A 14,132-nucleotide genomic window follows, 5' to 3' on the forward strand; every position below is an offset into this window, starting at 1 on the left:
TAAAAAATATATTATTGACCATAAGCAAAAAGAAGCAATGCTCTTGGATCAAAGATATGAAAGAAAATACATTTAATACTAAGAATTTCTCAGATAAAGAAATTTTACTGATGGAAAAAACAGATGAGAGAGTGCCTAAAAAAGTATTGCAGACATTTATATGTCAGTTTATGTTATCACGTCCATATAGTGATATGTTTAATTCAGAGGAGAAGATTTGTGTATTTAGTGAATGTGCTGATGAGTTAGAAGCCCATCATATAATACCATTAGGGTCAACAAAAAAAGTAGGCGAAGTAACAATTGAATTGAGAAAAGACAATAAACATATTTGTAATTCGCCAGTAAATTTTGTTTTTATAACCAAAAGCTCTAATAAAAGGATTTTGGATAAGCCATTAAATGAATATGCAAATGATATAAATGACCAGGCCAAGGAAGCATTACATATAGGTAAGTATAAAAAGGCCATTGATAGTAAAGATGAGGTAAAGGAGATATTGGAAGAACGTTTCGGAGCTTTGTCAGGAGATGTTAAAAATAGAATTGATATTTGCTTAAGTGGATGGATGTAATTGCTATGTCATTATCGGACTTTGAGTTAAAAAATCAATATAAATCGCTTTATGATAATGTAGTCTGTGACTTTTATGTGCCTTTATTAAGAGAAGGATGTAACTACAAGCGGGCTGTAGGTTTCTTTTCGTCAACGGCCCTGGCTTTAATTGTGCCAGGCCTAGTCGATTTTGTAAAAAACAATGGCAAAATTAATATCATTGCTTCTCCCAATTTAAGCAATGATGATATTAAAGCTGTAGAGGATGGATATCAAAGACGTGAGACCGTGATAATGGAAAGATTGCTGTCCAGTCTGGAAGAAGAACAAAGCAAGTTAAATAAGAATCGACTAAATTTATTGGCTAATTTGATTGCCGGTGGAGTCTTACATATTAAAATTGCTACACCCAAATCACTAGGTATATATCACGAAAAATTGGGCTTAATTGAAGATAAAGATGGTAATATTGTGGCTTTTACAGGCTCTATGAATGAAACAGGAGCAGCTATGGAACATAACTATGAAACTATAGATGTTTTTTGTTCATGGCGGATGACTGATAAAGAAAGAGTTGATGAGAAACAACAAGGTTTTGAGAGAATGTGGCAAAACGAAGATCCGTACTTAGAAACCGTTGAATTCCCTCAAGTGAATAGGGCTATTATAGAAAAATATAAAACCACTTCATATGATGAAGCAATTGCTATTGTAGAAAAAGAAGGAAATGTATCAAATCAACCCAAAGAAATTCAAAATAAGTTCGTAATGCCAAATGATATTCAGTTATTTGATTATCAAAAAGAAGCTATCTCTAATTGGAGAGATAGTAAGTTTTCCGGAATTTTTGACATGGCAACAGGTACAGGAAAAACCTATACGGCGTTAGCAGGGCTAAGTTTTTTGTCGAAAACATTAGATTATAAGCTGGCTGTGATTATTGTGGTGCCCTATCGCCATCTAGTAGAGCAATGGGTGGAAGATATAAAATTGTTTGGTGTTAGACCCATAATTGCCTATTTTTACCCTGGACAAAATTGGCGTAAAGAATTTAAAGATGCTTTAAATGCCTATAATTGTGGCGCCATTAGACAATTTTGCGTTATTACAACGAATGCAACTTTTTCTGGAGATGACTTTCAGCAGTTAATAAAGAAATTTAGGAAAAATTATTGCTTTGTAGTGGATGAAGCACATAATTTTGGAGCAGAAAAGTTGGCAACATTACTGCCAAAGACAGCGCGGTATAGGTTAGCTTTGTCAGCCACTATTGAACGGTACAGAGACCCAGAGGGGACAAAAGCATTACAACAATATTTTGGGAGTAAACCATGTATATCTTTTTCATTGCTTGAGGCGATAAACTATGGCTTTTTGACACCTTATTATTATCATCCGGTAGTAGTATATCTTAATGATGACGAACGGGAAAAATATGAAGAAATATCTGAAAAAATAAGTAATGTAATAAAATATCAAGATACTTTGTCCAACGCAGATGAAGTCCTTGAATTATTGCTTATAAAACGTGCGAGGATTATTTCAGGGTGTGTAGAAAAAATAGATAAGCTAATTGAAGTAATGGCTCCTTATAACTTAGATAGCAATATGTTGGTATATTGCGGTGCTACAAAATATGACAGGGAAGAAATCTCAGATAATGAAGATATTAGGCAGATTGATGAAGTGACAAAAAGGTTATATACGGATTTACATATGAAAGTGCGTAAATTCACATCTGGAGAAGATATTGCTGAGCGGACAGAAATCAAAGAAATGTTTGTGAACAAAGAGATACAGGTTATCACTGCTATAAAGTGTTTGGACGAAGGTGTTAATATTCCAGCCATTGAGAAAGCATTTATTTTAGCCAGTAGCACTAACCCAAAGGAGTATATACAACGAAGGGGCAGGGTTTTAAGGAAACACCCTGGAAAACAATTTGCGGAAATTTTTGATTTTATTACGTTACCGCGGAGGCTGGAAGACGTAAAATATTTGTCGCTTGATGATAAAAAAAGGGATATGTCTCTGATAGATAGGGAATTTAATCGTATGATAGAGTTTGCAAGTGCTGCTAGAAATCCATCTGATATAGATTCTTTGCAAGAAAAAATCCATGAGGCCTACACGATGAAAGGATGATTTGTTTATGCTGGAAAGTCTTGACGTTAGGGAAGATGAAATAACAATTGAGCGGTCTAAGATAGTACGTATGATAAATCGGATATATGAGTTGGAACGGGAGAATACGAAAACAAAAAAACGTAGTGTCAAAGATATAAAGGCAGAAATAGAGCACATTATTGAGGAGGAGGCTCAAAAATGTTATTAAAGGCGGTTAGTTATCAAGATTTTCGTCCTTTTAAAGGGTATCAACGAGTTGAGTTAACACCCGATAATGGAGATAATGACGCCAAGGTCACGGTCATTGTTGGAAATAATACTTATGGAAAATCAACGTTTGTTTTATCATTCATTTGGTGTTTATATGGAGAGAGTCGCTTCAGTCGACCAAATGACATTCTTAATAAAAAGGTAGCAATGTCATTGTCTACAAATGAATCAGCTACAGCATGGGTTGAGGTCGTGTTCGAAGATGGTGGAAGGGAGTATACCATTAAACGAACACAGACATTTAAGAAGACTGAAAATGGATTGAAGGCCTCAGAAAGTGAAGCTAGTCTCACATATGTTGATGGTGGCCAGGTGCATAGAATAGGTCCATTGCAAAACGAGATTAATATGGCAATAAAATCGATTTTGCCTCAAGACTTATCAGCGTTCTTCTTTTTTGAAGGAGAAAAAGATAATGAGATTAAGAAAAAAGATCTTGGTAAGGCTGTAAGAACATTGTTGGGATTAGAAGCATTTGATGAAATGAGATCTCATTTGTATGGTTCCCAAAGTCAAACAACCCCATATGCTAACAGTGTAATGGGATATTATTTGGGAAAGCAAAATAATGAAAGTGATGGGAAAGCTAGTGCGGCATGGGAGAAGAAAAAAGCAGCTGAAGGTGATTTAGAAAATGCGAATGATAGGATTAAAGAGCTTGATAGAGAAATAGATAAGTATGAGGGATTTATTGAAGAAATAAATATTAAGCTGCGTGAAGCTGGGCCTGTCAAAGAATTGCAAAAAAGAAGAGATGATATTGCAAATGAAATAAATTCTTTAGAAAGAGATTTAGAAAAGAAAAATAAGGCATTTATAATTACTTTTGGCAAAGAAGCTGTATCATTATTTGTAACACCATTACTTGATAAAGTTGAGGCACGTCTCGACCAGATGAATGTTTCTGATAAGGGAATTAGAGGAATTGAAGGAAAGGCAATAAAAGAATTGCTTCATCGTGGGGAGTGCCTTTGTGGTGCATGCCTAAAGGAAGGTACCCTGCCCTACAAGAATGTAGAAAGATATATAGATTTTGTCCCTCCACAGTCCATAGGCACAATTGTGAGAGATATGAAGGAAGCAATTGCGCGTTATCGTGACGAGAATACGGATTTCGTCGTATCCTATGAGGATTCATATCGGGAAATACAGGAGATAAAGCAAAAAATTAGAAATTTGGAAGCGGAAGATAGAGAAAAGCTGGCTGAAATTGTAAAAATTGGTGATATTGATTTAGGTTCAATTGAGGAGAATTTAATACGGTATAAAAAGAAAATAGGGTCCTTGAGAGACGACAGAGATGTACAGGTGAGTATAAGGACCAAAAAAGAATCTGAAATAGAAACGGCGACTAACAACTTTAACGAATATAAAGGTAAGTCAGAGCGTGCAAAACAATATCAGGTATATTATAAATATGCAGAAGCAATATATAACTGGGTGAACAAAAATTATAGTGCCAAGGATAAGGAATTAAGAAGTCGATTGGCAGATAATGTATCAAAAATATTTGATAATATGTATGCTGGGCAAAGACGTGTGACTATTGATGATAAGTATAATATCAATTTGACCACCACTACTGGGGAAGAACTTGATTTAACGGGAGGCTTGCGAGTAATACAATATTTTGCTTATGTTGGTGGTTTGGTCAAGTTGGCATATGATATCATGCTCGAACGGAAAAATGGTGATGATGAAGCAAATGTCGCATTGGGGGAACAATATCCTTTAGTTTTGGATGCGGCCTTTTCTCATGCAGATGATGTTCACACTCATAATATAGCCAGAGAGTTATCTGGTGCCGTTAATCAATTAATTTTTGCGTTGATGGATAAAGATTGGCAGTATGCTAAAAGCGGATTAATAGGTCATGTGGGCAGAATGTATGAATTGGTGAAAATTGATGAAATGGAAGTTCAAATTAAGACCTACGGTGGTGATAAATAATGGCTAATGGAATAATTGAAAAGGGTAGTGCAGGCCTATTTGAGAATGAAATAGAGTTTAATGGAAAATATGCTGTAATGGTGAGGTCTTTGCGTGAAGAAATAGGACTATTTGCATCATTCAGAGAGGTCTATGTAATATCAGCTATTGTTGGTTTTTTGAATGATTGTAAAATGACGGAAGATGCACATGATTCTGTTCAAGCGGCTTCTATATTTCCTAATGAACTTAGTAAAAGGAAACAGGATTTAAGATTTATATACAGATTAATTATGTTACTTAGGGAAGAACCTGATTATACGCTAGAAGACTATAAAAACAGGGCATTTAAGGACGATCCGGAAGACAATATGGATATTATAAAGCAAAATATGGTGCTATTTAATTCGTATGTGTGTGGTGGAGTGGAATACCTTTACAAAGAATTTGAAAATTGTTCGAGGGTAGAAGATGTTGTAGATAAACTGTATGAGTTATTACATGAATTTAGTGCAGCTATAGGCCTAGTAGAAGACGATATTGCATTACCAGACTTTACACCTGATTTTGAGTAAAAGTACTTGGGACCAGCTTAGAGAGGATGGGGGTATATGGGAGATATTTTAGATGATTTAACTTTGGAAGATGTGGAAAATGCTTATGAGGAAAAAATAACAAAAAAATCTAGTTATAATGTTAATCAAAACGGTTACCAAAGTAATATTCAGCAACTTCAACTTTTTTGCGAGTTTCCGAAGCGAAGTAATGTTTTGAAATTTTCCTTGGTTAAAATTGGTAATGACGAAAGATACGATATCCGTAATTGGTATGATAATGGAGAGAAACCTGGTAAAGGCATTACACTGACTTATGAAGAAATTGTGAAATTGCGAGACAGTATGCAGGAGTTTGATTTTAATACAAAACTTTTTAAGGTACGTGGTTCTTATTCCGGTGATACGGTGTCAGCTATTATATATGACAGAATTTGCGTACTTAATGAATTTAATTTAAGGGGAGTAAAATGGAATAAGGAAGTATCTATTGTAGATTGGGGCTATGGTAAAAAAATAGATTTTAGAAAGTGGGCAGCGGATTACTCTATTTGTGGTAAAGGTGTAGTTGTCTCTTTTGCGGAGGCTGAGGAAATAATTGATTGCATTTGGAGCCTTTGAGAAGGTACTTCATTGATTTTCTTCTTAAAGTTGGCCTTAATAAACAAGATTCGGGTTTTAGTTTATTTGAATGGGAGGAGACGTTGGAAATGTTAGATGCTAATGAGGCAAGGGGAAGAACAGATAAACTTTTTTTAAGGAGTCAAATGGAGGAATTAAGTGATTATATAGAAAATGCTATTGAGGCAGGTTCTTATGAATGCTACAACTATTATCCAGGGAAAATAGCTTCCAGTGAGTTGTTTATGAAATTAATCGGTGCATTAAAGCAAAAAGGATATGAGGTATCAGTATCGGAGCCAGATGACGATGATGAGGTCAAAGTAGTTATTTCATGGTATTGAAACTGGAAATATATCTTAGGAAGGCATAATGATATAAAAATATAATTTCTTTTTGATGAAGGGTAAAAATATGATCTGTAGTAACAGGGCGCTAGCTTTTATTATGACTTTGGTTATATTAGTACCAATATTTGGCTGTGAAACCAAGGCTGATATAGAGGCCAGAGAACAAGAGCAGCAGTATAGTTTTATTAATAGGTCTATTGAGGGGTATCAAAAAGGGATAGCAATATTCCATGAGATGGATTTTGCCCATCCCGATCAGCAGAAAGCCAAGGAGGCATCCCTGGCATTTTTTGGTGGTACACCGGATCACGTCAGAATGAGTGAACGGACTGACTGTGCTTCTACTATTGCTAATGTCTGTCCAAATGCTGAAGCTCTGTATTATACAGCTAACTGTCTGGAAATAATTGCTGAATGGGGTGGCATCGAAAAAGGAATTACTGTAAAAAACAGCATGCTACTTCATTATGCTGGGCTTATTCCTGAAAATTACAATGGACCATTAAAGAAAAAGGTTCTGGAACTCCGAAATCAGATTTTCGACATTAATGAAAATGTTGTAAAACCTAAAAAAGCCGCTCAGGAAGCCCGTCATAAACAGCTTCAGGCTGAATATAATCGTACCTATTCTGAACGGGTGGCCAAGATGAGTGCCGATGATCCTTATTATGATGAGGAATTTTATACAGCCGGCAATTACAAAGAAGATTATGACGATGATAGCTATCGTTCTAAAAGACGTGAGGACAGGGAACGTCACCGTCAGTCTGGGGGCGGAACACGTCGCTGGAGAAATTAATAATAGATTGTTGATTTGTACTAATGAAATTTTGAGGTGGAGAAATATGCTGACGGATGTAGAAGTGTTATTGGATGATGAATCTGTATTGGGATATATGCTGGATGGAAGATATAAAACCCTATCATATGCTGTTTTTCAGCAATACTGGCCTGATGCAGAACCTGATTTTGTGGAAAATTCTGGTGTCCGTTGGAGCAGTAAGGGTAACACTATAATTGGTTATTTGACAGGAGCCAGTGGGCAGTCGGGGGTTATTTTTGGTTGGAATGCAGTAACCGAAACATTTTTCCACATCTCTGATGGAAATTTTGTGGTTGGTATTGCTTGTACGAATAAGACAATGTATAGTTTGGCGTGTGTTTCCTATTATGGTCATCCGGCAACTTATTGTTTAAATGCTGCCCCTATTGAGGCAATGGACATAGAAGCTGGTGAGGAAATAAAGATGATTACTGAGTTACCGGGGACTACAGATGTTATTGCCAATAGTCTTTACATTAATTCGGATAAGAATATGCTAATTGTGGAAACAGAAGATGATAAGAAGATTGAACTTTATCATATTTAAGAAAAATAATTGCTGCAATGATTACATCAAAGTTTTTTGTAATATGGTTTCTTTTTGATTAACAATAATATGTATAGTACTTCAAAAGTAGTTTTTGCACCTATGTGGGGCTTAAAGATGGAGGCTGCGGAATGGTCGAGTAAAGGAGGTACTGGTATTGGCATTTGTTAGAGGTACAGTTTCTTGTGATGAATTCGAGTTTGAGTTTTATGAAGAAGGAAATGACATTGATATTAATAACCCCGAACAATGGGTGTATAAAGTAAGAAATGCAGACAATTATACACTAGAAGAATATATGCTTAATCAAGAGATAACTAATTTTTTTGATGAAGCATATGCTTTTGCTAAAGGTCGTCTAACTGCCATGGGGGTAAGTCCAGTTGGTGATGTGGATAATTTTCACAATATCATCAATGCCTATTTGTGTGGAAAATTTTCACAGCTAAAACTGAGGCTTATTATTTTTGATGACAATAATGAAATTGTGAAAAAGGATTCTATTAGTGCACCGATGGATGTCAATGCTGATTGTATAAGATTAGATGAAAACGAGTTAATAGATATTGGTATTATTGCTATGCAGCGGATAGGTAAATTCTTGGTTGAAGCTAAATGGCATTCTGATTACGATAAGGTTACAAATAAGCAGATTATTTGGTTTGGCTTAGATGGTGAACCACCTATTGATTGTTGGTCTATCACCAAGGAACGTATTAGAGCAGGGAAGGTTCTTTCTTTTTGGTTTCCTAGTAGTGGGATGATTGATTGGCATACAGTTTGCCCGGATTGGAATGAGGCAGTCGAGACATGGCTATTTGCTGAATGCGGAGAGGCAGAACCAGATGGAATGTATCAGGCTATAGAATCTTGTCCTATTGAACTGATATCAGACGATACACCGGAAATGTTGGAACGAAAATTTGTAACATATTTTGAAGGGAAGAGGTTGTAAATCCTTTTATTATTAAGTTTCATCTTATAAATGGCACTTTTTATGGATTATTTCAGCAGGAATATGGAAAGAAATGGCGAAATAACTTATAAAAATAAAGTTGAAATTTTGTATAAATGCGGAGTACATTATGGCAGGATGGGACTTAAAATGCGGACCAATAAAAGAATTCTACATAAACGATGACAGAATATGGTCATTGTTTAATTATGTTTTCTCTGATTCATGCAGGAAGAGAAATACGTATAAATATGGACTTATCAAGTCGTTGCTTGATAGCTTATTTAGTGGAAAAAAGACCGGAATGGGGATTTTTTATACGTATGAAGAATTGTTTGCCCGTTTTGCGGAAAATTATTGGAATTTGGTTATTAAGTACGATCTGCGTCAAATGAGACCTGATGGTTAATCTTCGTTGTCAAAAATAGAAACCATATTGAAGGATGCAGTGGAAACGAATGAATTATTATCTACATTGGAATTTAGTGCAGTCGCTGAAAACGAGCGTAGTAGGATAATAAAGTCAGTTACTGGCGAGTGCAAAAAATATGTTGTAAGTGCGTTATATAATGATTTTGATGGGTATATTTATGCCTTTGATTTAAATGAAGATGGGTTGACACTTAGTTATTGTTTTTATGAGTTTATGCTGAAATATAAGGCTGAATTGGAACGACTTAATTATTATTCATGGGCTAAGTTTTTAGAAAAGGTTAATCAGGATAATTTGGTTGTCAGAGTGATAGAAAAGCTGGAATTAGCCACTCCACGGCGCAGTGATTTGTCGATTTATAGAGAAATTCTTAGAAAAGAATTTGAGGATAATACCTGCTTTTATTGTGGCAGAAAACTTACAAACAATATTCATGTTGACCATTTCATTCCGTGGTCCTTTGTTAAAGATGATAAGTTATGGAATTTTGTTTTGTCGTGTCCAACTTGTAACGAGAGGAAAAATAATCGGGTGCCTTCCAAAGAGTATTTATTCCATATTAATGAACGAAATAAAATACTCCAAAAATCACAGGAAGTAGTAATATTATCTGATTTTGAAAATTACACAGATGGTCTGTTGGATAGCATATGGGAATATGCAAAACGAAGTGGCATAAAAGAATTCAGATGACAGCACTGGTTCATTATAAAGGACACAATCATTACTAAAAAATTATAGCCCTATTCCTGACTCTGCTGATTATTGCCGTATTATGTCCACCATGGCGGTCACAGTTATTGTTGTCACAAAATCCAAGACATCCCAGCCTGCACTCACATGATGTAGGACAACTTACAGAAAGATATGGGGTGCGTATTTGGCAATCATATATTTAGATATTATGACAGAATTGGTTAATTAGATGGGAGTGTTGGTATTGGCTTTGTTTTTGTGGTGGGAAAGTTGAGTAACTCACTAAATAAACAGTCAAAGCTGGACATAATCCAAAGTTGGATATTTTATAACCTATAAAAATTAAAAAAATATTTTTATTTTCTAATATATTAATATTTATATTGAAAATATTTTAAACATCCTTTATAATATACAGCATATTCCTTAAATTTTAATTTAATTTTTACCTATTTCAAAATATGCTATAATTTAAGAAAGGATGATTGCCGTGAGCCTGCTTAATTCCAGCCCACCTCAACGGTATCTTGAACTGATTAAGCAGTTCCGTCTTATTGATGATACCTTCTTTGAGGTCTGTCTTGATGGCAGCGATGAGTGTATGCAGCTGTTGCTTCGCATCTTTTTTAAACGAGATGATATTATCGTGAAAGAAGTCGTTACTCAACGTTCTGCCCGCAATTTATACGGCCGCAGTGTACAGTTTGACGTTATTGCTGTGGACAGTACTGGAAAAATCTATAACGTTGAGGTGCAGCGTTCCAATGAAGGTGCTAATCCTAAAAGGGCCCGGTTCAATAATGCTCTTATCGACTCTCGGGAAATTAACAGGAACACCAAATACAAGGATTTCCCTGAAATATGGGTTATCTTCATCACCGAAAATGATATATTTGGTGCCAAGCTTCCCATGTACCATATTGAGCGGGTAATTACCGAATTAAACCAGCCCTTCAATGATGCTGCACACATTATTTACGTCAATGGTGAGTATCGCGAGGATAATGCGTTAGGACTTTTAATGCAGGATTTTTTCTATTCAGATCCGGCAAAAATGCATTATCCAGAGTTAGCCAAGCGGGTTGATTTCTTTAAACACGACCAAAAGGGGGTTCAAGTCATGTGTGAAATAATGGAAAAATTTGGAAAGGAGCTTCTCGCTGAAGGGCGTGCTGAAGGTCTTGACGAAGGTCGCACACAAACAGCGCTTGATATGCTTCAAGATAACAGGCCTATGGAAGAAATCATCAAATACTCCCATCTGCCAGAGTCTCGTATCAAAGAACTAGCTGTTCAGCTCCAATAATTCACAAAGCATTAATCAGGGCCAACCGTTGGATGGTCCTGATTTTAAAATATGAATTATATTTCGTCTACTTTGGTATGAAGGGAGATGGTTTTGTTGAGAAAAATTATTCTTATAATTGGTTTGGTTGTGCTGTTAGGCCAGAGCGTCGCATTTGCTCATTGGATGCCCAGAGAGGAAATGTATGTTGGCGGTGTTGGGGCAGGATGCACTTTAGGATATGTGAAGAGTGTATATGGCGAACCGAAAGAAAAATGGTGGTTTAACTCAGATGGTGTGCGGGGAGTCACCTACAAGTATTCGGATACGTTCTCTGTTACCGGGCGAACGGGAAATCAAGATTCGCGCGCAGAGGATGACTTGATGGTGGTTGGCTTTTCGCTCAAGGATAGCTCTTTGGCAACTCCCAGCGGTCTGACGGTGGGTATACCTTATGAAACAGTAGCAGGAATGTTTGGGAGAGTGGAAAAGTCTACAATTGGTGGCAGAATATTGTATTCCTATCCGGCTCCAAAATCTCCCATTGAGTTAACATTCTATGTTGACGGCAAAGGTATCATCACCGAAATTTATGAAGGAACAGAATTTTGAGTGTAGCTGATTTCTCGTTTTCTCCTCAATTCGCTCACAGCAATCACTTAAAATTGCTCATGACTCTTGTCGCATAATGGCCTGAAAAATGGTACCCTGTACGTTCAGAGTACAAATTCTCAGATTATCACGGAAGATCTGTTTCAATAACGAGCATTTCAGCCTATGAAAAATTCATGCAAGCTTGGTATAAAAAAATAACAGAATAATATGTGACTATTTCAGAAAGGATATCATCATGGCTAAAAAAATAATTGCACTATTTGTGGCATTGCTGATTATTGCTGTTTCGGTTCCCACCATGGCGGCTACGGTTATTAACAAGGACGGATATTATAAGGACATCAGGCTCAGTGGGAAGGTGAAGGTGGTGGATCATTTTCCGGATATCAAGGTAAAGGTAGTGGAGGCTTTTCCGGATATACGGGTGAAGGCTGTTAACGCATTTCCAGATAAAATCGGGGAGTGGCAGTTTGTGGAGCATGGTGAGGATTTTACCATTCAGTTTGTGGATAGCTTTCCGGATATCAAAGTTAAATTTGTAGATGCCTTTCCGGGAGTTGATTGATTTCAAATGCCTGTACCCTTGGCAGTTCAATTCCACAGATAGGGGTCGTGATTTTTTACGCCTGTTTTGGTCAGGCGTGACGCATTAGATGATATATTTGTGGCAGTGGAGACGGTGTATGAAAGGACGTGTTCAATGATGGAATTTACTGATGTAATTCGTAATCGGTATTCGTGCAAGAATTTCAGTGACAGACAGGTGGAGGCTGACAAGCTCCAGGCTATTTTGGCGGCAGGACGGCTGGCCCCTACGGCCAAGAATTTGCAGGAGCAGCGCATCTATGTAATTCAAAGTGCCGAAGGTCTGGCCAAGATCGATAAGGTTACTCCATGCCGCTATGGGGCCCCTACCGTGTTGCTGGTGGCCTTTGATAAGGATAATGTATTTACCTACCCTGACAGTGAGCGGGATTCAGGGGTGGAGGATGCGGCTATTGTGGCGACCCACATGATGTTGGCGGCTACCAATGAAGGGGTGGATAGCTGCTGGTTAAACTACTTCAATCCTGATGCGGTGGCCAGGGCCTTTGACTTGCCGGACAATGAGGAGGTATTGATGCTGTTGGATTTGGGCTATGCAGCGGCGGATGCTAAGCCATTACCAAATCATTTTTCCAGAAAAACTATTGAAGAAACAGTAAAATATATTTAACACAGAATGCAGACTTATTATTACTATTAAACATGACAAAATTGAAGGGCAAAGTAATAAACATGGAGGAAATGGATAATGTGGCTGGAGGCGTTGATCTCCGCTGTAAGCCAGACCAGAGTGAAGCAATTGGAGAGGCAATGACATGGAGACCAGGCTGGCCTTTACCAAGAAAGCCTGAAGGTCCTGTAACGATGAAGCCAGTTATTCCAAAAGGTGGTAATAAAAAATAGTCCTAATGCCAAGAAAATTAAATTCTTTTTCACGCTATTTTTGTTTGAGGTATGATGTATGTCTGGTTTATATAAAATCCTGTCATTGCTTATGTTAATAATAATATCTATGTTGATTTTTGGTTGTGGCTCCAAGACAGATATTGCAGTAAAAAAACAGCAGGAACGTGAGTCTTTTATTAAATGGTCTGCGGAAAGTTATCAGAATGGTATTAAAATTTTTCAGGAGATGGATTTTTCCGCGCCAGACAAGGAAAAAGCCGAAAAGGCTGCGACAGCCTTTTTTGCCGGTACACATTCCCACATGGAATTTAGTAAACGGACTGATTGCTCCATGGAGATTGCCAAGGTCTGTCCAGACGCTGAGACCTTATATTATACGGCTCAATGTTTAGCTATAATTGGCGAGGGGGGCAGTATTGAAGAAGGGCATTATTTGAAGGACGGGATGCTCATATACTACGCAGAATTGATACCGGAAGCCTATAGCGGCGTGATGATGGATAAGGTGCTGCCACTTCGTAGTGAAATTATTGATATTTATGAAGATGTTGTAAAACCTCAAAAAGTCGCAAAGGAAGCTCGAAGGAAGAAAATGCAGGCTGAATATAACCGTACCTATTCAGAACGGGTGGCCAAGCAGGCCGATGATGATCCATACTATGATGAGGAATATTATGCAGAGGGCTACTTTGAGGAGGATTATGACTATGACGGTTATCGTGTGGAAAAGGGGGCGGGAAAAGGCAGGGAGCATCCTCGTCAATCTGGGGGCGGTACACGTCGATGGCGGAATATAAATCCCGATATGCTACGCTAAGCTTTTGACCAATTAATTACCTAGCAGACAAGCCTGCTAGGTTAATTTTGTAGTGCGCCCAGCATGGGCGCACTCTAATGGGTGAAAGTCCCTAACCAGCCC

The 14,132-nt window shown here is 37.3% G+C and carries 17 protein-coding genes; all 17 read left to right on the plus strand.

From position 1 onward, the window contains the following. The coding region (locus Q0Y54_RS07435) for a hypothetical protein (protein WP_297965859.1) at window positions 1-575 on the plus strand (575 nt) is incomplete at its 5' end. Between the two features lie 5 nt (window positions 576-580). Further along, window positions 581-2,701 (plus strand): DEAD/DEAH box helicase family protein, encoded by a 2,121-nt coding sequence (locus Q0Y54_RS07440; protein ID WP_297965861.1) that lies wholly within the window; start codon window positions 581-583, stop codon window positions 2,699-2,701. Between the two features lie 180 nt (window positions 2,702-2,881). Then, entirely contained in the window at window positions 2,882-4,903 is a 2,022-nt protein-coding gene (locus tag Q0Y54_RS07445; RefSeq protein ID WP_297965864.1) for an AAA family ATPase, read from the plus strand. Further along, the gene (locus Q0Y54_RS07450; RefSeq protein WP_297965866.1) at window positions 4,903-5,457 is read left to right on the plus strand and encodes a hypothetical protein; all 555 of its coding nucleotides are present in this window, start codon (window positions 4,903-4,905) and stop codon (window positions 5,455-5,457) included. The genes Q0Y54_RS07445 and Q0Y54_RS07450 overlap by 1 nt, the downstream gene beginning before the upstream one ends. Before the next feature lie 36 nt (window positions 5,458-5,493). Next, a complete protein-coding gene (locus tag Q0Y54_RS07455) occupies window positions 5,494-6,057 on the plus strand; it encodes a PC4/YdbC family ssDNA-binding protein (protein WP_297965868.1) in 564 nt (187 codons plus the stop codon). 89 nt (window positions 6,058-6,146) lie between these two features. Then, window positions 6,147-6,401 (plus strand): hypothetical protein, encoded by a 255-nt coding sequence (locus Q0Y54_RS07460; protein ID WP_297965870.1) that lies wholly within the window; start codon window positions 6,147-6,149, stop codon window positions 6,399-6,401. A gap of 55 nt (window positions 6,402-6,456) precedes the next feature. Beyond that, entirely contained in the window at window positions 6,457-7,206 is a 750-nt protein-coding gene (locus Q0Y54_RS07465) for a hypothetical protein (RefSeq protein ID WP_297965872.1), read from the plus strand. A gap of 46 nt (window positions 7,207-7,252) precedes the next feature. Further along, window positions 7,253-7,777, plus strand: coding sequence for a hypothetical protein (locus tag Q0Y54_RS07470; RefSeq protein ID WP_297965874.1), 525 nt, complete (start codon window positions 7,253-7,255; stop codon window positions 7,775-7,777). Between the two features lie 157 nt (window positions 7,778-7,934). Beyond that, window positions 7,935-8,732, plus strand: a complete 798-nt coding sequence (locus Q0Y54_RS07475; protein WP_297965876.1) for a hypothetical protein — start codon at window positions 7,935-7,937, stop codon at window positions 8,730-8,732. A 130-nt stretch (window positions 8,733-8,862) separates the two neighbouring features. Continuing rightward, window positions 8,863-9,141 carry a hypothetical protein gene (locus Q0Y54_RS07480; protein ID WP_297965878.1) on the plus strand — a complete coding sequence of 93 codons (279 nt, stop codon included), beginning with the start codon at window positions 8,863-8,865 and terminating at the stop codon, window positions 9,139-9,141. Between the two features lie 6 nt (window positions 9,142-9,147). After that, window positions 9,148-9,858 carry an HNH endonuclease domain-containing protein gene (locus Q0Y54_RS07485; RefSeq protein ID WP_297965880.1) on the plus strand — a complete coding sequence of 237 codons (711 nt, stop codon included), beginning with the start codon at window positions 9,148-9,150 and terminating at the stop codon, window positions 9,856-9,858. Window positions 9,859-10,342: 484 nt separating this feature from the next. Further along, on the plus strand, window positions 10,343-11,167 hold the full coding sequence (locus Q0Y54_RS07490) for a PD-(D/E)XK nuclease family transposase (protein ID WP_297965882.1): 825 nt from the start codon (window positions 10,343-10,345) through the stop codon (window positions 11,165-11,167). 96 nt (window positions 11,168-11,263) lie between these two features. After that, window positions 11,264-11,758, plus strand: a complete 495-nt coding sequence (locus tag Q0Y54_RS07495; RefSeq protein ID WP_297965884.1) for a hypothetical protein — start codon at window positions 11,264-11,266, stop codon at window positions 11,756-11,758. A gap of 238 nt (window positions 11,759-11,996) precedes the next feature. Further along, window positions 11,997-12,326 (plus strand): hypothetical protein, encoded by a 330-nt coding sequence (locus tag Q0Y54_RS07500; protein WP_297965886.1) that lies wholly within the window; start codon window positions 11,997-11,999, stop codon window positions 12,324-12,326. 135 nt (window positions 12,327-12,461) lie between these two features. Next, entirely contained in the window at window positions 12,462-12,977 is a 516-nt protein-coding gene (locus tag Q0Y54_RS07505; protein WP_297965888.1) for a nitroreductase family protein, read from the plus strand. A gap of 32 nt (window positions 12,978-13,009) precedes the next feature. Continuing rightward, window positions 13,010-13,210 (plus strand): hypothetical protein, encoded by a 201-nt coding sequence (locus Q0Y54_RS07510; RefSeq protein WP_297965890.1) that lies wholly within the window; start codon window positions 13,010-13,012, stop codon window positions 13,208-13,210. 109 nt (window positions 13,211-13,319) lie between these two features. Continuing rightward, on the plus strand, window positions 13,320-14,030 hold the full coding sequence (locus tag Q0Y54_RS07515) for a hypothetical protein (protein WP_297965892.1): 711 nt from the start codon (window positions 13,320-13,322) through the stop codon (window positions 14,028-14,030). Window positions 14,031-14,132 lie beyond the last annotated feature (102 nt).

Origin of the sequence: uncultured Anaerovibrio sp. (genome assembly GCF_947302755.1) — a bacterium.
In the GTDB taxonomy this organism is placed as follows: Bacteria; Bacillota; Negativicutes; order Selenomonadales; family Selenomonadaceae; genus Anaerovibrio.